Origin of the sequence: Nonomuraea soli, assembly GCF_013761175.1 — a bacterium.
GTDB lineage: Bacteria > Actinomycetota > Actinomycetes > Streptosporangiales > Streptosporangiaceae > Nonomuraea > Nonomuraea soli.
Map to the genome: position 1 here is coordinate 1,127,769 of NZ_JACDUR010000001.1, position 19,651 is coordinate 1,147,419.

24 protein-coding genes are annotated in these 19,651 nt (G+C 70.4%); 11 read left to right on the top strand and 13 right to left on the bottom strand.

From position 1 onward, the window contains the following. Positions 1-54: 54 nt before the first annotated feature. Positions 55-1,167, top strand: coding sequence for an MFS transporter (locus HNR30_RS05320; RefSeq protein ID WP_181608492.1), 1,113 nt, complete (start codon positions 55-57; stop codon positions 1,165-1,167). Here HNR30_RS05320 and ybaK read toward each other — a convergent pair. After that, positions 1,148-1,645, bottom strand: a complete 498-nt coding sequence (ybaK, locus tag HNR30_RS05325) for a Cys-tRNA(Pro) deacylase (protein ID WP_312894240.1) — start codon at positions 1,643-1,645, stop codon at positions 1,148-1,150. The two genes, HNR30_RS05320 and ybaK, sit on opposite strands and share 20 nt — an antisense overlap. A 145-nt stretch (positions 1,646-1,790) precedes the next feature. Here ybaK and hisD point away from each other — a divergent pair, with 145 nt between their 5' ends. From hisD to hisF, 9 genes are read left to right on the top strand one after another with little or no spacing between them, the layout of a single operon-like run. Continuing rightward, complete coding sequence (gene hisD / locus HNR30_RS05330) at positions 1,791-3,098, top strand: histidinol dehydrogenase (RefSeq protein WP_181608493.1); 1,308 nt, start codon at positions 1,791-1,793, stop codon at positions 3,096-3,098. Between the two features lie 38 nt (positions 3,099-3,136). Further along, positions 3,137-4,165: a histidinol-phosphate transaminase gene (locus HNR30_RS05335; RefSeq protein WP_246377711.1), complete on the top strand. Its 1,029-nt coding sequence runs from the start codon at positions 3,137-3,139 to the stop codon at positions 4,163-4,165. Beyond that, positions 4,162-4,752, top strand: a complete 591-nt coding sequence (gene hisB / locus HNR30_RS05340; protein ID WP_181608495.1) for an imidazoleglycerol-phosphate dehydratase HisB — start codon at positions 4,162-4,164, stop codon at positions 4,750-4,752. The genes HNR30_RS05335 and hisB overlap by 4 nt, the downstream gene beginning before the upstream one ends. 28 nt (positions 4,753-4,780) lie before the next feature. Further along, positions 4,781-4,936, top strand: coding sequence for a CG2302 family histidine operon protein (locus tag HNR30_RS05345; protein WP_181608496.1), 156 nt, complete (start codon positions 4,781-4,783; stop codon positions 4,934-4,936). After that, positions 4,930-5,571: an imidazole glycerol phosphate synthase subunit HisH gene (gene hisH, locus HNR30_RS05350; RefSeq protein WP_312894241.1), complete on the top strand. Its 642-nt coding sequence runs from the start codon at positions 4,930-4,932 to the stop codon at positions 5,569-5,571. Before HNR30_RS05345 ends, hisH begins: the two co-directional genes overlap by 7 nt. After that, positions 5,564-5,893: a hypothetical protein gene (locus tag HNR30_RS05355; protein ID WP_181608498.1), complete on the top strand. Its 330-nt coding sequence runs from the start codon at positions 5,564-5,566 to the stop codon at positions 5,891-5,893. The genes hisH and HNR30_RS05355 overlap by 8 nt, the downstream gene beginning before the upstream one ends. Continuing rightward, a complete protein-coding gene (priA, locus tag HNR30_RS05360) occupies positions 5,894-6,610 on the top strand; it encodes a bifunctional 1-(5-phosphoribosyl)-5-((5-phosphoribosylamino)methylideneamino)imidazole-4-carboxamide isomerase/phosphoribosylanthranilate isomerase PriA (RefSeq protein WP_181608499.1) in 717 nt (238 codons plus the stop codon). Further along, positions 6,607-6,996: a Rid family hydrolase gene (locus tag HNR30_RS05365; protein WP_181608500.1), complete on the top strand. Its 390-nt coding sequence runs from the start codon at positions 6,607-6,609 to the stop codon at positions 6,994-6,996. Before priA ends, HNR30_RS05365 begins: the two co-directional genes overlap by 4 nt. Next, complete coding sequence (gene hisF, locus HNR30_RS05370) at positions 6,993-7,754, top strand: imidazole glycerol phosphate synthase subunit HisF (RefSeq protein WP_181608501.1); 762 nt, start codon at positions 6,993-6,995, stop codon at positions 7,752-7,754. The genes HNR30_RS05365 and hisF overlap by 4 nt, the downstream gene beginning before the upstream one ends. Here the strand turns inward: hisF and HNR30_RS05375 are convergent. The 4 genes from HNR30_RS05375 to HNR30_RS05390 form a co-directional block, all read right to left on the bottom strand. Further along, positions 7,751-9,112: a glutamine synthetase family protein gene (locus HNR30_RS05375; protein WP_181608502.1), complete on the bottom strand. Its 1,362-nt coding sequence runs from the start codon at positions 9,110-9,112 to the stop codon at positions 7,751-7,753. The genes hisF and HNR30_RS05375 overlap by 4 nt on opposite strands. 39 nt (positions 9,113-9,151) lie before the next feature. After that, the gene (locus HNR30_RS05380; RefSeq protein ID WP_181608503.1) at positions 9,152-9,313 is read right to left on the bottom strand and encodes a cytochrome c family protein; all 162 of its coding nucleotides are present in this window, start codon (positions 9,311-9,313) and stop codon (positions 9,152-9,154) included. An 86-nt stretch (positions 9,314-9,399) separates the two neighbouring features. Further along, the gene (locus HNR30_RS05385) at positions 9,400-9,870 is read right to left on the bottom strand and encodes an ABA4-like family protein (RefSeq protein WP_181608504.1); all 471 of its coding nucleotides are present in this window, start codon (positions 9,868-9,870) and stop codon (positions 9,400-9,402) included. Continuing rightward, on the bottom strand, positions 9,867-10,790 hold the full coding sequence (locus tag HNR30_RS05390) for a hypothetical protein (protein WP_181608505.1): 924 nt from the start codon (positions 10,788-10,790) through the stop codon (positions 9,867-9,869). Before HNR30_RS05390 ends, HNR30_RS05385 begins: the two co-directional genes overlap by 4 nt. 95 nt (positions 10,791-10,885) lie before the next feature. Between HNR30_RS05390 and HNR30_RS05395 the strand changes: the two genes are divergently transcribed. Next, a complete protein-coding gene (locus HNR30_RS05395; RefSeq protein ID WP_181608506.1) occupies positions 10,886-11,530 on the top strand; it encodes a MerR family transcriptional regulator in 645 nt (214 codons plus the stop codon). 33 nt (positions 11,531-11,563) lie between these two features. On the opposite strand, the gene HNR30_RS05400 is transcribed toward HNR30_RS05395, so the two are convergent. Genes HNR30_RS05400 through HNR30_RS05435 form a run of 8 tightly spaced genes read right to left on the bottom strand, consistent with a single transcriptional unit; the run spans position 11,564 to position 19,632 of the window. Then, positions 11,564-12,817, bottom strand: coding sequence for an endonuclease Q family protein (locus HNR30_RS05400; RefSeq protein ID WP_181608507.1), 1,254 nt, complete (start codon positions 12,815-12,817; stop codon positions 11,564-11,566). A gap of 41 nt (positions 12,818-12,858) precedes the next feature. Further along, the gene (locus tag HNR30_RS05405) at positions 12,859-13,485 is read right to left on the bottom strand and encodes a TIGR03085 family metal-binding protein (protein WP_181608508.1); all 627 of its coding nucleotides are present in this window, start codon (positions 13,483-13,485) and stop codon (positions 12,859-12,861) included. Beyond that, positions 13,482-14,576 (bottom strand): mandelate racemase/muconate lactonizing enzyme family protein, encoded by a 1,095-nt coding sequence (locus HNR30_RS05410; RefSeq protein ID WP_181608509.1) that lies wholly within the window; start codon positions 14,574-14,576, stop codon positions 13,482-13,484. The genes HNR30_RS05405 and HNR30_RS05410 overlap by 4 nt, the downstream gene beginning before the upstream one ends. Beyond that, positions 14,567-15,490 (bottom strand): D-2-hydroxyacid dehydrogenase, encoded by a 924-nt coding sequence (locus tag HNR30_RS05415; protein ID WP_312894242.1) that lies wholly within the window; start codon positions 15,488-15,490, stop codon positions 14,567-14,569. Before HNR30_RS05415 ends, HNR30_RS05410 begins: the two co-directional genes overlap by 10 nt. Next, positions 15,487-16,461: a hydroxyacid dehydrogenase gene (locus HNR30_RS05420; RefSeq protein WP_181608510.1), complete on the bottom strand. Its 975-nt coding sequence runs from the start codon at positions 16,459-16,461 to the stop codon at positions 15,487-15,489. The genes HNR30_RS05415 and HNR30_RS05420 overlap by 4 nt, the downstream gene beginning before the upstream one ends. Further along, on the bottom strand, positions 16,458-17,276 hold the full coding sequence (locus HNR30_RS05425; RefSeq protein WP_181608511.1) for a carbohydrate ABC transporter permease: 819 nt from the start codon (positions 17,274-17,276) through the stop codon (positions 16,458-16,460). The genes HNR30_RS05420 and HNR30_RS05425 overlap by 4 nt, the downstream gene beginning before the upstream one ends. After that, the gene (locus HNR30_RS05430) at positions 17,273-18,187 is read right to left on the bottom strand and encodes a carbohydrate ABC transporter permease (protein WP_181608512.1); all 915 of its coding nucleotides are present in this window, start codon (positions 18,185-18,187) and stop codon (positions 17,273-17,275) included. The genes HNR30_RS05425 and HNR30_RS05430 overlap by 4 nt, the downstream gene beginning before the upstream one ends. Next, complete coding sequence (locus tag HNR30_RS05435) at positions 18,187-19,632, bottom strand: ABC transporter substrate-binding protein (RefSeq protein ID WP_181608513.1); 1,446 nt, start codon at positions 19,630-19,632, stop codon at positions 18,187-18,189. Before HNR30_RS05435 ends, HNR30_RS05430 begins: the two co-directional genes overlap by 1 nt. Positions 19,633-19,651 lie beyond the last annotated feature (19 nt).

The following is a 19,651-nucleotide window of genomic DNA, read 5'->3' on the forward strand; positions in this document are numbered from 1 at the left end:
AAATCGGCATTTTATGGAAAGCGGGCCACCTCCTAACCCGCCCAGGATGGCCTCATGGCCAAGCACAGGATCGCCCTGCTCTCGGTGGGGCACGCCGGCGTCGACTTCTACCAGGGCGCGGTCCCGGCCATGGTCCCGTTCCTGGTCGCCGAGCGCGGCTACGGCTACGTCGCCGCCTCGGGCATCGTGCTGGCCCTCACCCTGCTCTCCTCGGTGGTGCAGCCGGCGTTCGGCGCGGCGGCCGACCGGTGGCGCATGCCGTGGGTGGTCCCGGTGGCCATGACCACCGCCGGGCTCGGCGTCGCCGTCTCGGGAGTCACCGGCGACTACCTGCCGACGTGGCTGGCGGTGGCGCTGACGGGCCTCGGCGTGGCCGCCTACCACCCGGAGTCCGCCCGCCTGGCCAGGCAGGCCAGCGAAGGCAGCCACGTCGGGATGAGCTGGTTCTCGCTGGGCGGCACGCTCGGCTTCGCGCTGGCCCCGGTGCTGGTCACGCCGCTGCTGGCCGCCGGTGGACTGGCCGCCTCGCCGTATTTGGTGATCCCCGGGGTGCTGGGCGCGCTGCTGACGGTGTCGGCCATGCGCGGCGGCGCGGCCGGGCCGGGCGCGGGCGGCCCCGCCGGTGACGCGCGCGACGACTGGCGGGCGTTCCTGCGGCTGGGCGCCGTCATGGTGTTCAGGTCGATCGCCTACGTGGGCCTCAGCGCGTTCGCCGCGCTGCACGCCGGCGGTGGTACGGCAGGCGCGGTCGCGCTGTTCCTGCTGTTCGCCGGGGGCGCGGCGGGCACCGTGCTCGGCGGGAAGCTGGCCACGCGCTTCGGCCGGGTCAGGGTGCTGCGCTGGGCCTACGCGCTGGCCGTGCCCGCGGTGCTGGCGGCGGTGCTGATGCCGCTGGCGGGGATCTTCTTCGCAGGGCTGGCGTTGTACGTGCCCTTCTCGCTGCACGTCACGCTGGGCCAGGACTACCTGCCCAACCGCCCTGGCACCGCCAGCGGTGTCACGCTCGGCCTGGCCGTGAGCGTGGGCGGCCTGGCCAGCCCCCTGGTGGGCGCGCTCGCCGAGGCCACGACGCTGGGCGGCGCCCTGCTGGTGCTGCCCGTCTTCGCGGCCCTGGCCTGGCTGGTGTCGTGGCCGCTGGCCGAGCCCGCTATCCGAGTTTCGCGATAGGGGCGGTGATCGCCCCGGCGAGGTCGACGAGGTTCGCCGGGGCGGTCTCGATCTGCAGGCCCCGCTTCCCGGCCGAGAAGTAGATCGTCTCGAACTCCAGCGCCGAGGCGTCGATGACGGTCGGCAGGCGCTTGCGCTGGCCGAGCGGGCTGATGCCGCCGACCACGTAGCCGGTCACCCGCTCGACCTTGGCCGCCTCGGCCATCGCCGCGCGCTTGCTCTTCAGCGCCGCCGCGAACGCCTTGAGGTCGAGCTTCCCGGCCACGGGCACGACGGCCACCGCCAGGCCGCTCTCGACCTCGGCCACCAGCGTCTTGAAGATCCGGTCGTACGGCACGCCGAGCGCGTCGGCCGCCTCCTCGCCGTAGGCCTGCGCGTTGGCGTCGTGATCGTAGGGGTGCAGGGTGAACTCGACCTTCGCACCGGTCAGAGCCACGGTGGCGGGAGTGCCCGTGCCGCCCTTCTTCGCCTTGCTCACCAGCCGATCGTAGCGTCCGGCCGGCAGGCCGTCGGCTTCACCCAGCCTGCCCGTCCTTGACCGCGGACGGGACCGACCGCTTCCGCGCGGTGTCCGGATGATGGACAAATCGGGTCCACGCATGAGGACTCCGTAGACTGGTGGGGTGATTTCCCGTATCGACCTGCGCCACGGTCTGCCCGAAGACCTGCGCGACGTGCTGCCCCGCGCCGAACTCGACGTGGAAGCCGCCCTGGAGAAGGTGCGGCCCATCTGCGAGGACGTGCATCATCGCGGGGCGGCAGCCGTACGGGAGCTGACCGCCAGGTTCGACGGTGTCGCGGTGGAGTCGACCAGGGTGCCGCGCGAGGCGCTCACGGAGGCGCTCGAGAGCCTCGACCCGAGGGTCAGGGCCGCGCTGGAGGAGTCGATCAGGCGCGCCCGCCTGGTCCACCGCGATCAGCGGCGCACCGACACCACGACGCAGGTGGTCCCCGGCGGCACCGTCACCGAGCGGTGGGTGCCGGTCGACCGGGTGGGGCTGTACGTCCCCGGCGGCAGGGCGGTCTATCCGTCGTCCGTCGTGATGAACGTCGTCCCGGCGCAGGAGGCGGGGGTGCGTTCGCTGGCGGTGTCGAGTCCGGCGCAGAAGGAGTTCGGCGGCCTGCCGCACCCGACGATCCTAGCCGCGTGCGAGCTGCTGGGCGTCGACGAGGTGTACAACGCGGGCGGCGCCCAGGCGGTGGCGATGTTCGCCTACGGCACCGAGGAGTGCGAGCCGGTCCGTATGGTCACCGGCCCCGGCAACATCTGGGTGACGGCGGCCAAGCGGCTGCTGAAGGGCCGCATCGGCATCGACTCGGAGGCGGGTCCGACCGAGGTGGCGGTGCTGGCCGACGGCACGGCCGATGCGGTGTTCGTGGCGTCCGACCTGATCAGCCAGGCCGAGCACGACGTGATCGCGGCGGCGGTGCTGATCACCGACAGCGAGGAGCTGGCCGACCAGGTCGGCAAGGAGCTGGCGGTGCAGGTCGAGGCGACCAAGCACGGCGAGCGGATCAAGGAGGCCCTGGCGGGCCGCCAGTCGGGCATCGTGCTGGTGAAGGATCTCGACGACGCGGTCGAGGTGGCCGACGCCTACGCCGCCGAGCACCTGGAGATCCACACCGCCGACGCGGCCGCGGTGGCTGCGCGCATCAGCAACGCGGGTGCGATCTTCGTGGGCGCCTACGCCCCGGTGTCGCTGGGCGACTACCTGGCCGGTTCCAACCACGTGCTGCCCACGGGCGGCTGCGCCTGCCATTCGGGCGGGCTGAGCGTGCAGACGTTCCTGCGCGGCATCCACGTCATCGACTACACGCGTGAGGCGCTGGCCGATTCGGCGCTGCATGTGACGGTGCTCGCCGACGCCGAAGACCTGCCCGCGCACGGAGCCGCCATCCGCGCCCGTTTCGACTGGAATGTGCCTCAGTGAACCTGGAAGACCTCCCGATCCGCGACGACCTGCGGGGCATGAAGGCCTACGGTGCCCCCCAGCTCGACGTCGCGGTCCGGCTGAACACCAACGAGAACCCCTATCCGCCCTCCGAGCGGCTGCTCGACGACCTGGCGCTGACCATCAGGCGTGAGGCGGCCGAGCTCAACCGCTATCCCGACCGCGACGCGATCGAGCTGCGCGAGGAGCTGGCCGCCTACCTCGGCCACGGCCTCGGGCGTGAGCGGGTCTGGGCGGCCAACGGCTCCAACGAGGTGCTCCAGCAGATCCTGCAGGCCTTCGGCGGTCCCGGCCGCACGGCGATGGGGTTCGAGCCGAGCTACGCCATGCACCCGCTGATCACGACGGGCACCAACACGACCTGGGTGCGAGCCTCCAGGGAGGCCGACTTCTCGCTCGACCCGGCCGGCGCCGTCGCGGCGATCAAGGAGCACGACCCCGACATCGTCTTCCTCACCTCCCCGAACAACCCGACCGGCACCGCGGTGCCGATCGAGACGATCGAGGCGGTGATCGAGGCCGCCCGGGGCATGGTGGTGATCGACGAGGCGTACTTCGAGTTCGCCCGCACCGGCACGCCGTCGGCGCTGACGCTGCTGGGCCGCCATCCGCGGCTGATCGTCACCCGCACGATGTCGAAGGCCTTCGCCATGGCGGGCACCCGCCTGGGCTACCTGGCCGCGCATCCGGCGGTGATCGAGGCGCTGCTTCTGGTGCGCCTGCCGTACCACCTGTCCACGGTCACCCAGGCGACGGCGCGCACCGCGCTGCGCCACCGCGAGGACCTGCTGAAGGACGTGCAGCGGCTGCGCGAGGAGCGCGACGCGACCGTCGGGTGGCTGCGCGGCAGGGGGCTGGAGGTGGCCGACTCCGACGCGAACTTCGTCATGTTCGGCCGCTTCCCCGACCGCCGGAAGATCTGGCAGGGTCTGCTTGATCAGGGAGTGCTGATCCGCGAGGTCGGGCCGCCGGAGTGGCTGCGCGTCTCGATCGGTACGAAAGATGAAATGTCGGCATTCCGGCAGGCGATGGAGAACGTGCTGTGAGAATCGGGCGTATTGAGCGGGTCACCAAGGAGACCTCGGTCCTGGTCGAGGTCAACCTCGACGGCACCGGCAAGGTCGACGTCGCGACGGGCGTCGGCTTCTACGACCACATGCTGGCCCAGCTCGGCAAGCACGGCTCCTTCGACCTGACCGTCAAGACCGAGGGCGACCTGCACATCGACTCCCACCACACCATCGAGGACACCGCGCTCGCCCTGGGCGCGGCCTTCCGCGAGGCGCTGGGCGACAAGGCGGGCATCAAGCGCTACGGCAACGCCTCCTGCCCCCTCGACGAGGCGCTCGCCGAGGTCACCGTCGACCTGTCGGGCCGTCCCTACCTGGTGCACCACGAGCCCGAGGGCATGGCGCCCATGATCGGGCCCGAGTACGACACGACGATGACGCGCCACATCTTCGAGTCGTTCGTCGCCCAGGCGGCCATCTGCCTGCATGTGCGCGTGCCGTACGGCAGAAACGCCCATCACATCGTCGAGGCCCAGTTCAAGGCGCTGGCCAGGGCGCTGCGTTACGCCAGCGAGCCCGACCCGCGCGCCTCGGGGATCCCGAGCACCAAGGGCGTGCTGTGAGTGTCGCGACCGGCATGAGCGTGGCCTCATGACCGACAACTGGATCGCGATCGCGATGACCTTCATCGCGCTGTTCCTCATCGGCGGCGTGGTCTCCATGTTCAAGCAGGGTCTGAAGATCGGTGCGGTCATCTGCGGCGTGCTCGCCGCCGGTGCCGCCGTAGGGGCGGTGTTGTGGTGGTGAGCAAGCCGGACGTCGTGGTGCTCGACTACGGATCGGGCAACCTGCGCTCCGCCGAGCGTGCGCTGGTCAGGGCGGGCGCCGAGGTGACGGTGACCTCCGACTTCGATCAAGCGCTGGAGTGCGACGGGCTCTTCGTGCCCGGCGTGGGCGCCTTCGCGGCCTGCATGTCGGGCCTGCTGCAGGTGCGCGGCGAGCAGATCATCGGCCGCCGCCTCTCGGGCGGCCGCCCGGTGATGGGCGTCTGCGTCGGCATGCAGATCCTGTTCGCCAAGGGCGTCGAGCACGGCATCCAGACCGAGGGCTGCGGCGAGTGGCCCGGCACGGTGGAGCAGCTCGACGCGCCCGTCCTGCCGCACATGGGCTGGAACACCGTCGAGGCACCCGAGGGCAGCGTGCTGTTCGACGGCCTCGACGCGGCCACCCGCTACTACTTCGTGCACTCCTACGGCGTGCGCACCTGGGAGCTGACGCCCGGCGAGGGCTTCAGGGAGCCGCTGGTGACGTGGGCCGAGCACGGCGTGCCGTTCGTGGCGGCCGTCGAGAACGGCCCGCTGTGCGGCACCCAGTTCCACCCGGAGAAGTCCGGCGACGCGGGGGCGACCCTGCTGCGCAACTGGGTCCGCACTCTTGAGTAAGGAACGTGCCCAGCGCCGGGCCCAGCGGGAGGCCGAACGGGCCGAGGCCGCCCGGCGCAACGAGGAGCGCATGGCGCGCAGGTCGCGCCGCCGCGCCCTGACGCAGCGGCTGACGCCCAGGCCGGTGCGCATCGCCCGGCAGGGCGGGGTGCTGGCGCGCCGCCGCCGCGTGCAGAATGCCGTGGTGGCGCTGGCGTTCGTCCTGGTCCAGGTGCTCGCCTGGCTGGTGTGGGGCTCGTGGGGGATCAGCCTGGCGGTCCTGGTGCTGTCGGTCCTGTTCGTCCCCGTGATCGTGACGTTGGCCTTCGACCGGAGGAACTAGATGTCGTTCGTACTGCTGCCCGCCGTTGACGTGGCGGGCGGCCAGGCCGTGCGCCTGGTGCAGGGTGAGGCGGGCACCGAGACCGGCTACGGCGAGCCGCTGGCCGCCGCGCTGGCCTGGCAGGAGGCGGGTGCCGAGTGGATCCATCTGGTCGACCTCGACGCGGCCTTCCGCCGCGGCTCCAACCATGAGATCACCCGCGAGATCGTCGGGCGCGTCGACGTCAACGTCGAGCTGACCGGCGGCATCCGCGACGACGAGACGCTGGAGGCGGCTCTGGCGACGGGCTGCGCCCGGGTCAACATCGGCACCGCCGCGATCGAGAACCCCGAATGGTGCCGCAAGGTCGTCGCCGAGCACGGCGAGCGCATCGCGGTCAGCATCGACGTGCGCGACGGCAAGGTCGCCACGCGAGGCTGGACCGAGGAGCGCGGCGAGTTGTGGGAGCTGCTCGAACGGCTCGAATCGGAGGGCTGCCCGCGCTACGTCGTCACTGACGTGACCAAGGACGGCATGCTCCAGGGACCCAACCTCGATCTCTACCGCGAGCTGTGCGCGCGCACCGACAAGCCGGTGGTGGCCAGCGGTGGTGTGTCGAAGCTGGACGATCTGGTGGCGCTGGCGTCACTGAGCCCTGCCGGGCTGGAGGGTGTCATCGTGGGCAAGGCGCTCTACTCTGGCGCTTTCACGCTTCAGCAGGCGTTGGGGGCGGTATGAAGCGATCGGGCAACCGGGTCTTCTCCGGTGGAGTGTGGGAAGAGCGTTACGGCTATGCCAGGGCGGTGGTGGCCGGGCCGCGCGTGGTGGTCTCCGGCTGCACGGCGACCGTCGACGGCGAGGTGCAGCACGTCGGCGACGCCTACCAGCAGTCGCTGACGGCCATCGACATCGCCCTGCAAGCCGTCCAGGTGGCCGGGCAGGGTGCCGAGGACGTGGTCATGGTCCGTTACTACGTGGTCGACGACCGGGCCTTCGACGAGTTCGGCCGGGCCTTCTTCGAGGTGTTCGGCAAGGTGCGCCCGGCGTGCACGGGTTTGCGCGTGGCCGGGCTGGTCGACCCGCGCATGCTGGTCGAGGTGGAGATCGAGGCGTACAAGATATGACAGTCGCCGTCAGGGTCATTCCCTGCCTGGACGTGGACGCCGGCCGCGTGGTCAAGGGCGTCAACTTCGAGAACCTCCGCGACGCCGGAGACCCGGTGGAGCTGGCCCGCCGCTACGACGAGGAGGGCGCCGACGAGCTGACCTTCCTCGACATCACCGCCTCGTCGGGCGAGCGCGAGACCATGCTCGACGTGGTCAGGCGTACGGCGGAGCAGGTGTTCATCCCGCTCACCGTGGGCGGGGGCGTGCGCTCCACCGACGACGTCAACCGGCTGCTGCGGGCGGGCGCCGACAAGGTGGGCGTCAACACCGCGGCCATCGCCAGGCCCGAGCTGCTCACCGAGGCGTCGCGGCGTTTCGGCGCCCAGTGCATCGTGCTGTCGGTCGACGCCCGCCGCGCTCCCGGCACCCCGTCGGGGTTCGAGGTCACCACGCACGGCGGCCGCCGGGGCACCGGCATCGACGCCGTCGAGTGGGCCGCGCGCGGCGAGGAACTGGGGGTGGGCGAGATCCTGCTCAACTCCATGGACGGCGACGGCACGCTCGACGGCTACGACCTGGAGATGATCAGGGCCGTACGGCAGGCGGTCAGGGTGCCGGTGATCGCCAGCGGGGGAGCGGGCAGGCTCGACGACTTCCCGCCGGCGATCGAGGCCGGCGCGGACGCGGTGCTGGCGGCCAGCGTCTTCCACTTCGGCACCTTGAAGATCGGCGAGGTGAAAGACTCCCTGAGGTCGGCCGGGAACCCCGTCCGCTAGAAGACCCGCAGGTGGTGGAAGAGCTCGTAGGCGGTGTCCTTCTGCTTGAAGGCCGCCGCCTCCGACCGTTTGACGGCCAGGTACGCCCGGGTGCGCAGCGGTCCGAGCGCCCGCGTCAGCACCTCGTCGCGTTCCAGCGCGTCGAGCGCCTCCTCCAGCGATGACGGCAGCCGGGGGTAGCGGTCGGGCACGGTGTCGGGATCGACGGTGGCCGGCTCGCCGGGATCGAGCTTGCGCCGGATGCCGTCGAGGCCGGCGTGGATGACCGCGCCCAGCGCCAGGTAGGGGTTGGCCGAGGAGTCCGACGGCTTGAGCTCCAGGTTCGGCTCGCCCGACTCGCCCAGCGGCGAGCACACCCGCACGGCCGCCTCGCGGTTGTCGGGACCGTGACAGACGTAGGCGCTCGACCACATGCGCGGCGCCAGCCGCCGGAAACTGTTGACGCTCCCGCAGGTGAGCGCCGTGAGCGCGGGCAGGTGTTCGAGGAGCCCGCCGATGAACCACTCGCGCACCTCCTCGGAGCCGCCGAAGACGTTGCGGTCGTCACGCCAGAGCGACAGGTGCAGGTGCGCGCCGTTGCCCGCCTGGTCGGCCAGGGGCTTGGGCGCCAGGGAGGCCCACATCGCCATGCGCAGCGCCACGCCGCGCACCGTCTCGCGGTAGAGCACGTGGTTGTCGGCCGCGCGCAGGGCCGGCGCGTGCCGTACGGACAGTTCCTGCTGGCCGGGGCCGAGTTCGGGGTGGTAGTGCTCGACGCGCAGGCCCTGCGACTCCAGGGCGCGGATGAGCTTGATCGTGTAGTCGTGGGCGGTGTCGAAGCCCAGCCCCGCGTAGCAGAGCGTGTCGTCGAGCGGCACCAGCCGGTCGGGGCCGCCGTCGGGTGAGGGCAGGCGGCGGCCCAGCGTGAACTCCGGCTCGAACGCCGCCACCAGGGTGTAACCCTCGTCGGCGAGGGTGGCCACGGCGTCCTTGAGGAAGGTGCGCGGGCACGCCTCCCATGGCGAGCCGTCGGGCTGACGCAGATCGGCCATCATGGCGGCGGCGCCAGGAGAGTAAGGGAGAGGGACGAAGGTGGACGGGTCGGGTACGAGCCGTACCTCGCCCACCGGGCCCAGCTGCTCGACCTGCTGGAGCTGGTCGAGCATGTTCATCGCCATCATGGCCACGGTGTGCCCGATGCCGGTGTCGAGCCGCTCTGCCAGCCGCGAACGTGACGCCGCCTTACCGCGGATGACTCCGCCGTGGTCGGCGTAGAGAAAGCGGATCAGCTCGACGCCCTCGATCTCAGCACGTTCGAGAATACGCTGGGCGGCTGGATCAGGCTGCTTGAGCTTGGTGACGCGCTGGCGATCTCTCATCATGTCTGCGTAACACGAACCGCCGGCGCGGGGAAGCTGTCACCTGATAACGCTGGTAAAGAATGTCGCAAGCTGGTTGGCGCCGGTGATGATGCCACCGAATACACCGTTCACCGCGTCGGCAGCTTCGGCCGGGCGGGTGAACAGGTAGAAGACCACGAACGCCACAGCAACGTATGTGACGATCTTCTTGACCTGCATGGGGGGCCTCCCGCAGTCAGTTCCCAGCCGTGTATACCCATCAAGCTTCAGGACGATGTATTGATCTTAACGGGACGGAGCGATTTCTAGGCCATGCTACGACCAACGGGTCTGACCGGCGTGGCGCTTGGCGGCCTTTTTCTCAGGTACGGCAGGCGCACGAGCAGGTAGAGGGGCAGGGCGAGGGGCGACAGCAGAATCGTGAAGATCAGCAGCGGGGCCATGAGGAAGGGGTTTATGCCCAGCTCGCGACTGTCGAGATAGATCCACCGGCCCAGGAACAGGTCCCAGGCGAGGATCTGGGCCCACAGGGCGGTGAGTGCTTCCGGGTCGGAGACCAGGCGCTGCACGCCTTCGAGAGTGGGATTGCTCACGGCCGTCCAGAACTCCGGAAGAATCGGGACGAGGAGCACGATCTCCACCGCGACGGTCGGCAGGACGATGTACGGCGTGGCCATGACCGCCCGGGTGACCCGCCATCCCGGCGCCACGATCATCAGCGCCCAGAACGGCGCGGCCACGTAGAAGGCGAGCTGGAACAGGGTCGCGGTGCTCATCGGTGGCTCTCCGTCTTCGGGGTCGCGGTGTTCGCTGCGGCCTTCTCCGTCTTCTTCAGGCCGGCGACGATCGCGCCGAGCGTCACGACCAGCAGGACACCGAGGGCCGACAGGGTCAGCCCGTCGGGCTGGAGCAGCGGCTGGCCGCGCAGGGCCTGCCAGGTGGCCAGCGCCAGCAGCCCGGTGTAGAAGCCGCCCGCGATGAGGACCAGGCGCAGCCGTACGGTCTCGGAGGCGACGATCAGGGCCAGGCCCATGGCCAGCAGGGGCATCAGCTGCAGCCCGTGCATGCCGACGAAGTGGGGGATGCGCAGGTCGCCTCCGGTGGTGCTCCAGCCGACCAGGGGCAGTCCTGGGCCGCCGTCCGGCACGCCGACGCTGTGGGCGCCGGCGATGCCCTCGGGGAAGTCGGTGCCCAGCACGGGGAAGGCCATCAGGGCGCCGAGCCCGATGCCGACGGTGGAGATGACCAGCCCGAGCCGGATCGCCCAGGTGCTGACCGGGTCGGCCTGCCGCTCGATGAGCACCAGCGCGGCGGCGATGACCTGCGCGAACAGCAGGACCCCGATGGTGATGCCCATCAGTGCCCAGATGGTGGCGTCGAGCGGCGTCGACTCGTTGAAGTGGCTGCGGTGCACGCGGGCCGCCTGGTAGACGATCAGGCCGACCTCGATGACGCCGAACACGGCCATGACGGTGCCCGACCACCAGGCCGTGCGGGTGGCGCGGTGGCGCAGGGAGAACAGCCAGGCCCAGGTGAGGAAGTACAGGGAGAAGGAGACGGTGAACTTCAGCGGCTTGGCCCATAACGGCATGCCGTCGAGCTGCCTGCCGTCCGCTAAGTAGAGGACCAGGAAGGCGGCGGCGGCCAGGGCCATCAGCGCCGTCGCCGCCATCAGGGGCTTGTGCCACGTTCTCATGAGCTGTCCTCATTTATGGATAGTGGATAGTGCTACTTACTACTATCTATAGCTAAGCTATCCAAGGAGCGCAAGAGGAGAGTGAAGCTGTGCGGATGGCCGAGCTGAGCGCGGCGACCGGGGTGCCCGTTCCGACGATCAAGTACTACGTCCGTGAAGGCCTCGTGCCCGCGGGCCGCCCCACGGGCCGCAACCAGGCCGACTACGACGACGGGCACGTGCGCAGGCTCAAGCTCGTGCGCTCGCTGAGCGAGTACGGCGGGCTGTCGATCGCGGTGATGCGCGACCTGATGCAACGGCTCGACAACCCGGAGGAGCACGACTTCGACCTGCTCGGCGCCGCCCAGAAGACCATCACCGAGCACCGCGAGGCGTCACCGGGGACCGACAGGGACCAGGCCGAACAGGAGCTCGCCGAGCTCGTCGCCCGGCGCGGCTGGCGCTGGGAGCCCCACCACCCCGCCACGCGCACCGCCATCGGCATCCTGGCCAGCCTGCACGAGGTGGGTCGCGACGACATGGTCGAGGTGCTCGACTCGTACGCCGCGGCGGCGGAGCTGATCGCGGAGACGGACATCCGGCTGCTCGGCGACGACCTGACCGACCGGGAGCGCGCGGTGGAGATCGTGGTGATCGGGACGGCGGTGGGCGACACGCTGATCGCGGCGCTGCGCCGCATCGCCCAGGCCACGCTGGCGCGCCGCACCTACCCGGCGGAGCGGGCCGGCCAGAGCCGCTGACGCGCACGCCCCGCTAGGGGCCGCCGGCGCGGGTCAGTCGCCGGCGACCCTGATCACCCCGAACTCGCCGTCGAACCCCGGCTCCCGGCCGACCTGTCCGCGCCTCATCCGGACGACCGCCTCCGCCAGCTCGGGCGACTGCCCGGCCAGGACCTCACCCGGTAAGTCCCGCAGGATCACCAGTTCCGCCCCCAGTGCCGCGACGAGCCGGTCGGCCTCCATGGCCACCTTCTTGCTCCTGGGCCCCACGCCGAGGATCTGGCCGAGCACCTCGGGCAGCGGGACGAGGTTGACGAACCCCGCCGCGCCGCGCGGCCGGCGGTCGGTGGGCTGGTCGGAGGGGCGGTCGGCGAGGTCCTCGACACGGCTCAGCACGCCGACCGTGAGCTTCCTGCCGCACACCGGGCAGCGCCCGCCCAGCCGCCGCGTCTCCTCGGGCTCCAGCCGGACGCCGCACGCGCGGTGCCCGTCGACGTGGTACTTCCCGTGCTCGGGGAAGAACTCGACGGTGCCCTCCAGGCCCTTGCCGGTGCGCATCGCCTCAAGGACGGCGAAGTAGTCGAGGTCGGTCTCGAAGAGGGTGCTCTCGCGGCCGACGATGGGCGGCGAGTGCGCGTCGGAGTAGCTGACCAGCCGGTAGCGGTCGAGTGCCGACACCCGCCGGTTCATGGCCGGGTCGCTCGACAGGCCCGTCTCCAGCGCGAAGATGTGCTCGCTCAGGTCGCCGAAGCACTCCTCGACGCTGTCGAAGCCGGACTTGGAGCCGAGGATGCCGAACCACGGAGTCCAGGCGTGGGCGGGGACCAGGCAGGCGCCGGGCCCGCAGGCGAGGGTGATCTCCAGCAGGTCACGCGAGCTCAGCCCGACCGTGGGGCGGCCGTCGACGCTCAGGTCGGCGACCTTGGCCAGCTCCCTGTTGAAGCGCTCGACCTGGTCGAAGCCGGCCAGGTGCACCAGGTGGTGGATCTTGCGCGAGCGCCCGCCCTGCCGGTAGACGGCCGAGACCTCGACCGACAGCAGGTAGCGCACGGGCGCCTCGGCGACCGAGGCGGGCAGCGGCGCCGACGCCTCGCGGTCGATCTCGTCGCGCAGCCTGAACAGGCCGGGCTCGGCGGGTTCGAGCGAGGTCCTCAGCTGCTCCAGCCAGGCCGGGTGGGTGAAGTCGCCGGTGCCCATCAGGGTGACGCCCTTGCGGCGTGCCGACCTGGTCAGGTTGACCAGGTCGCTGTGGCGGCTGCAGGCGTAGGCGTACCTGGAGTGCATGTGCAGGTCTGCGTGGAAGCGCACGGGCACCTCCTGACCCGCTCAGGGCATACGAAACTCCGGGATCACAACCCGATCGCGGCGTTGCGCAGCCGGGCGACCGCGTCGTCGTCGCCGACGTAGTCGACCCTGGCGTGCTTCTGGCGGCCGAAGCAGAACAGGATCAGCTCGCTCGCCGGTCCGCGCACCTCGACCTTAGGGCCCTCCGACGGCCCGGCCAGCGCGACCTGGCCGTCGTGGCGCAGCACGACCCCGACGGGGGCCTTGCGCAGCATGAGCTTGGCGCCCATGCTGACCCGCTTCCACATCAGCCGCTCGAGGTCGGCAGGCAACGCGCGGGGTTCCCACTCGGGCTGGGCGCGGCGCACGTCCTCGTGGTGGACGAACATCTCCAGCGTGTTGACCTGGGCGTCCAGGAACGACAGCAGGCCGTACAGCCCGCCGGGCTTGCGGACCATGGAGACGAGCTCGGGGAAGGGGTGCTTGGCCTTGAGCCCGCGCTGCACGGACGCGGTGTAGCCGGCCAGCGGCTTGATCGCGATGCCGCCGGCGGCGTCGAGCCGCCGCTCGCGCAGCACGAGGTGGGCGGCCAGGTCGTAGGCGGTCCAGCCCTCGCACAGGGTCGGCGCGTCGGGGCCGACCCGGTCGAGCAGGTCGCACAGGGCGGTACGTTCGGCGCGGGCATGTGTCACGGTCCCACCCTAGCCGCCCGCCTGATCCACTCCTCGTCCACCTCGATCCCGAGGCCGGGGCCCGCGGGCACGTGCGCGACGGGGCCCTCGACGGCCAGGCCGCTCGCGTACGGGCTGGCCAGGAACTGGCGGCCGTTGAGATCGACCGGCGTGCCGAGGCCGAACGCGGCGAACAGGTGCAGGGAGGCGGCCAGCCCGATGTCGGACTCGGTCAGCCCCGACCCCCAGACGGCCAGCCCGCACGCCTCGGCGAGGTGGAGCTGGCGCAGCGCCAGGGTGAGGCCGCCGACGCGCTGCACCTTGGCCACGACGACGTCGACCGCGTTCATGCTGACGAACGTGGCCAGGTCGGTGGGGTGGCGCAGGCTCTCGTCCACGGCGATCGTGACCGGGCTCGCCTCGCGCAGGCGCCTGAGCCCGGCCAGGTCGTTGGCGGGCACGGGCTGCTCGAACACGGCGACGTCGAGCTCCTCCAGGCGGCGCGCCAGGCGCAGGGCGGCGTCGGCGGTGAAGGCCTGGTTGGCGTCGACCCAGACGACCGCCTCGGGAGCCGCCTGCCGTACGGCACGCACGGTCGTGAACGGGTCCTGGCCCGGCAGCCCGACCTTGACCTTGAAGTGGCGGTATCCGGCCGCCAGTCCCTCCTCCACCGAGCCGGGACCGGTGACGATCCAGGCCAGCTCGATGGTGTCGCGGCGGCGCTGCCCCCACAGCTCGCCCAGCGACAGACCGCGCGAGCGGGCGAGCGCGTCGTGGCAGGCGACGTCGATCGCCGCCCTTGCCAGGGGCATGCCGATGGAGTAGCCGCGGTTGAGCGTGCGGTCGAACAGCCGGACCAGGCCGTCGAGGTCCCACAGCGGACGGCCGAGGGCGGCCGGGGCGAGGTAGCCCTCGATCGAGGAGACGATCGACTCGGTGGTCTCGTAGGTCCAGGCCGGGATGGGTGTGGCCTCGCCCCAGCCGGCCGAGCCGTCGTCGGCGGTGACCTTGACCAGGACCCGCACCGGGTCGACCCGGCCGCCGGAGATCGCGAAGGGCCGCAGGGCGGGCAGGGGGACGGTGAAGGTCTCGATGCGGGCGATCAGTGCCATTGGTCCTTGTCCACCACGTTCATGAGGGGCAGGCCGGCGGCGAACCGCCGGCAGTTCTCCAGGAGTACGGCGAAGCGGCGTTCGTCGGCGTGCGGCCCGGCTCCGGCCACGTGCGGCGTGATCAGTGCCCTGGACCACAGGGGATGGCCGTCGGGCAGCGGCTCGGTCTCGAAGACGTCGAGGGCGGCGCCTTTGAGCCGGCCGGAGTCCAGGGCGTCGACGAGGGCGTCGAGCCGGACCGTGGGGCCGCGGCCGACGTTGACGAACAGCGCGCCCGCCCGCATGAGGGAGAAACGCCGCGCGTCGAACAGGCCCTCGGTGGCGGGGGTGTGGGGCACGGTGACGATCACCAGGTCGGCGTGGGGGAGCAGGCCGTCGAGCTCCTCCGGAGGGCCGAGGCGGGCGAACCCGGCGGGCGGGTCGCCGGTGCGGCGGGCGTCGACGCCCGTCACGCGGGTGCCGAAGGCGGCGAGCAGGCGCCCGATCTCGGTGCCGAGCGCGCCGACGCCGACCACCAGCGCCGTGCTCTCGCCCAGCGGCACCACCAAGGAGGGGTCCCAGTCGGGCTGCCAGCTCGTCGCCCTGGCATAGCGGGGGATCTGCCGGCACAGTGCCAGGACCAGGGCCATCGTGTGGGTGGCCACATGGTCGGTATAGGTGTCGCGCATGTTGGTGACGACCACCGGGTGCTCGACGAGCGCCCGGTGGTAGAAGCCGGGCGGCGGTCCCGCCTGGGGCGCCTGCAGCCAGCGCAGCCGCCCCGCCCTGGCCAGGTCGTTCTCGTCCAGCCCGCCGTACACCGCCTCGGCCTCGGCCAGGTCGGCGGTGAGCCGCACCCCGGCCGCCTCCAGCCGCGCGGGCCAGTCGGCGGGATGCGGGGCGAGCAGCATCAGGGGCCGGCCCGCCGTGCTCACGCCAGCAGCTCCAGCCGCTTCTCGGTGATCTCGTGCAGCAGCGGCTCGCCCGCCACGTACCTGTCCAGTTCCTCGGCCATCAGCCGCCCCTGGCGGCGCCGCTCGGTGCCGAGGCTGCCCGCCAGGTGCGGCGTGAGGACCACGTTCGGCAGCGTGTACAGCGGCGATCCGGGCACCGGGGGCTCCGGATCGGTGACGTCCAGGACGGCGAACAGGTCGGGGCGCTCACGCAGCACCTCGATCAGCCCCGCCTCGTCGACGAGGCCGCCGCGCGCGGTGTTGACGAGCGTGGCGTACGGCCTCATCGAGGCGATCAGCTCCCGGGTGATCATGCCGCGCGTCTGCTCCAGCAGCGGGGCGTGCAGGCTGACCACGTCGGAGGTGGCGAACAGCTCCTCGAGGGAGACCGATCGCACCCCGTCGATCGTGGTGAACGGGTCGTAGGCCTGCACCACCACATCGTGGCGGGCCAGCCGCTCCGCCGTACCCCTGCCGGTCGCCCCCAGCGAGACCAGCCCGACGACGGAGCCGTTGGCGCCCGCCTCGCTCGCGCGGCGCAGAAGGGAGCCCTCGGAGCGGGCGTGCAGCATGTGCCGCCAGACCTGTTTGAGCGACATGAGGATCTGCGCGAGCGCGAACTCGGTCACCGGGATCGCGTTCGCCGCGGCGGCCGAGGTGATGCGCACGCCGCGCGCCCACGACTCGGGCGTCACCACCGGGCGGACCGATCCGGCGCCGTAGAGCACCAGCCGGAGCCGGGGCGCCGCGGCCAGGAAGGCGGCGTCCATGCGCGGTCCGCCCCACGAGGTGACCAGCACCTCGACCTCGGCCAGCAGCTCGGGGGTGAGCCGGTCGGCCTCCATCGGAGGGGCGGGGATGCGCAGGTGCCGTTCGAGTGCCTGCCGTTCGAGAGGTCCGTAGACGTCGTCGAACCGGTGGAGGTGCATGACGTAAAGGCCGTTGAGTGTCATCCCTTGGTCGCTCCCGCGAGGCCGCGTACGAAGTACTTCTGAAAGAACAGGAAGATGATGAGCATCGGTGCGAAGGAGATCGTCATCCCTGCGGCGAATCCGGTCCAGTCCGTGACGTGCTCGCCCTGGAACGACAGCATGCCCACCGCGAGGTTCTGCAGCTCGGGCTGGCCGAGCGTGAAGACCAGCGGGATGTTGAACTCGTTCCAGTTGGCGATGAACTGGAAGATCACCACCACCGCGATGACCGGCTTGGCCAGCGGCAGGATGAGCGAGAAGGTGCGCAGGAAGCCCGCGCCGTCCATCTTGGCGGCCTCGAACAGCTCGTCGGGCACGCTGGAGAAGAAGCCGATGAACAGCAGCACGTAGAGGGCCCCGGCGGCGCCCGACATGGCCAGGATCACCCCGGCGCGGGTGTTGAGCAGGCCGAGCTGCTCGATGAGCACGAACTGCGGGACGATGATCGACGCCACGGGCACGAACAGGGTCGCGATGATCATCTTGTGCAGGAAGTCGCGCCCGGGGAACCGGTAACGCGCGATCACGTAGCCGCACAGCGCCGACTTGACCAGCTCGATGAGGGTGGAGCTGACCGTGTAGAGCACGGTGTTGGCGAAGAACCGGGAGAAGCCCGCGTTCACCCAGGCCCGCTCGAAGTTCTCGAAGCTCCACAGGTCGGGCATCAGGCTCGCGCCGCCGGTGAACATGCCCTGCTGCGTCTTGAAGGCGGCCGAGATCGTCCACAGGAAGGGGTAGGCCCACACGGCCCCGACGACGAGCATCACCAGGGTGACGGTCCAGCGTCGCGCGGTCATACGCCGTACTCCTTCCGCAGCTCCTGCGCTCGCTTGACGATCAGGCCCTGGCCGCTGACCAGGATGAAGGCGAGGAAGGAGAAGAGCAGCGCGGCCGCCGAGGCGTAGCCGTACTGGAACGGGATCGAGCCGAAGGCCTCCTGGTAGATGAAGTAGGAGACCACGTAGGTGCTGGTGCCGGGACCGCCGCCGGTGAGCGTGACCACCAGGCCGAACACGTGCATGGCGTTGACCAGCGCGAGCAGCAGGATGATGACGGCGACCGGCTTGATCAGCGGCAGCGTGATGCGGGTGAGCTTGGTCCACTCGCTCGCACCGTCGAGGTCGGCGGCCTCGTAGACCTCCTCGGGCACGTTCTGCAGGGCAGCCATCCAGTAGAGCATGTACTGCCCGAAGATCTGCCAGATCGACACCAGCACCAGCGCCAGCATGGCGCTCCAGCGGCTGGCGAAGACGTCGAACGACTTCTCGATGATCCCCAGGTCGCGCAGGATCGAGTTGAGCGCGCCGTTGGAGGGGTTGAGCAGGTAGGTGAAGACCATGCCTGCCATGGCCACCGGGATGACCAGGGGAGCGAAGAACATCGTGCGGAACACCCGCTTGAGCCGGACCCACCGGCGGGTCATGAAGATCGCGGCGACCAGTGAGAGCGGGAGCTTGATGGCGGTGTTCACCACGGCGAACAGCACCGTGTTGCCCACCGCGAGCCAGAACAGCTCGTCCTGGACGATCGAGGTGTAGTTGCCCGCCCCGACGAAGGTCTCGATCGGCCCCATGCCCGACCAGTCGAAGAACGAGTAGTAGACGGTCGCGGCCAGCGGCCACAGCGTGAAGCCGAGGAACAGGACCAGGAAGGGGGCCAGGAAGGCCGCGATCCACAGCCGGTCGAGACCCTTCGCCGGGGTCCGCATCAGTACCTGTCCAGTCCGTAGTCGGTGACGTAGTCGAAGTCGGGGAAGGTGTAGCAGTCCATCGAGACCTTCAGCCCGCTCGCCGCCTCGGCCTTCAGCCCCTCCTCCAGGGCGCTCTGCCGCGCGGTGACCAGCTCCTTGGCGGCGGCGTCGAGGGTGCCGCCGTTGTTGAGGGTCTCGGTGATGATCTCGGAGGCCCAGTCGGGGCGCTTGGAGATCGCGCTCTGGTAGGCCTTCGACCTGGCCAGGTCCGGGCACTTCAGCAGCGGCACGGGGATGTTCACCCGGAAGCCGGGTGTCTCGGCGATCTCCATGATCTTCCTGAGCGCCGGGTCGGTGACCATCTTCTTGTTGTCGGCGTAGCTCAGGGTGCCGAAGCCGCCCTTGTAGTACTCCTGCACGAAGAAGCCGTCGGGCTTGGTCATCCAGTCGAGGAAGGTCCAGGCCGCGTCGTGGTTGCCGGTCTGGGAGCTGACGAAGTACTTCTCCAGGTTCGGCTCGCGTCCCGGTGCTCCGGTACGGCCGGCGTCCGGGAGAGGCTGGGCGGCGACGGAGTACTTGTCGCTGGTGAAGCCCTGGCTGGTCCACACGCTCGGCATCCAGGTGCCGTCGAAGTAGATGGCGGCCTGCCCGGCGGCGAACTGCTGGCGGGAGAAGTTCTTGTCGTTGGTTCCCGGGGCTATGTACCCTGCTTTATTCAACTCCTGAATAAAGTTGAACGTAGAAAGGATCTTGGGGTCGTCCAGGCTGAACCGCCCGTTCTTGAGGTCGAACCCGCTGCCGTTCATCACGACACCGGCGAAGGAGTCGAACAGGCGCATCACGTCGGCGCCCTTGTTGGGCGAGGTGATGCACTCCGCCTTGGTGGCCGACCTGATCTTCGCGCAGGCCGCCTTGAGCTCGGAGAAGGTTCTCGGCGGGCTGGCGGGGTCGAGGCCGGCCTGCTTGAACACGTCGTTGTGCATGAACATGTAGCCGCCTCCCCAGTACAGGTTGTCGGTGAAGGGGAAGCCGTGGGCCTTGCCGTCGATGAGGTTGACGCCCTCGATGAACGAGCCCTGCGGCCAGCGCTTGATGAACTCGTCGGGGGCGGTGCCACTGGGGTGCAGCGGCTTGATCCAGCCGTTGTTCAGCAGGATCCGGGAGTTGAGCGGCCCGTTCTCGCTCCAGTAGAAGATGTCGGGGGACTGGCGGCTCTGAAAGGCCAGGGGCAGCGTGGTCTTGTACTCGGCCTGGGCGATCGAGCGCCATTCGACCTTGATGTTCGGGTGTTCCCTGGTGAACTGGTCGGTCACCTTCTTGTGGAACTCGACCTGCTCCATGGAGAAGTCCCAGATCTTCAGGGTGATCTGGCCTCCGGTGGTGTTCTGGCTGGACCCGCTCGTGCCGCAGGCGGCTGCGGTCAGGAGCAGGAGGGCGAGGCCGGTGGCGGCGGCTGGCTTCATGGGGTCTCCCTGGAAAGCG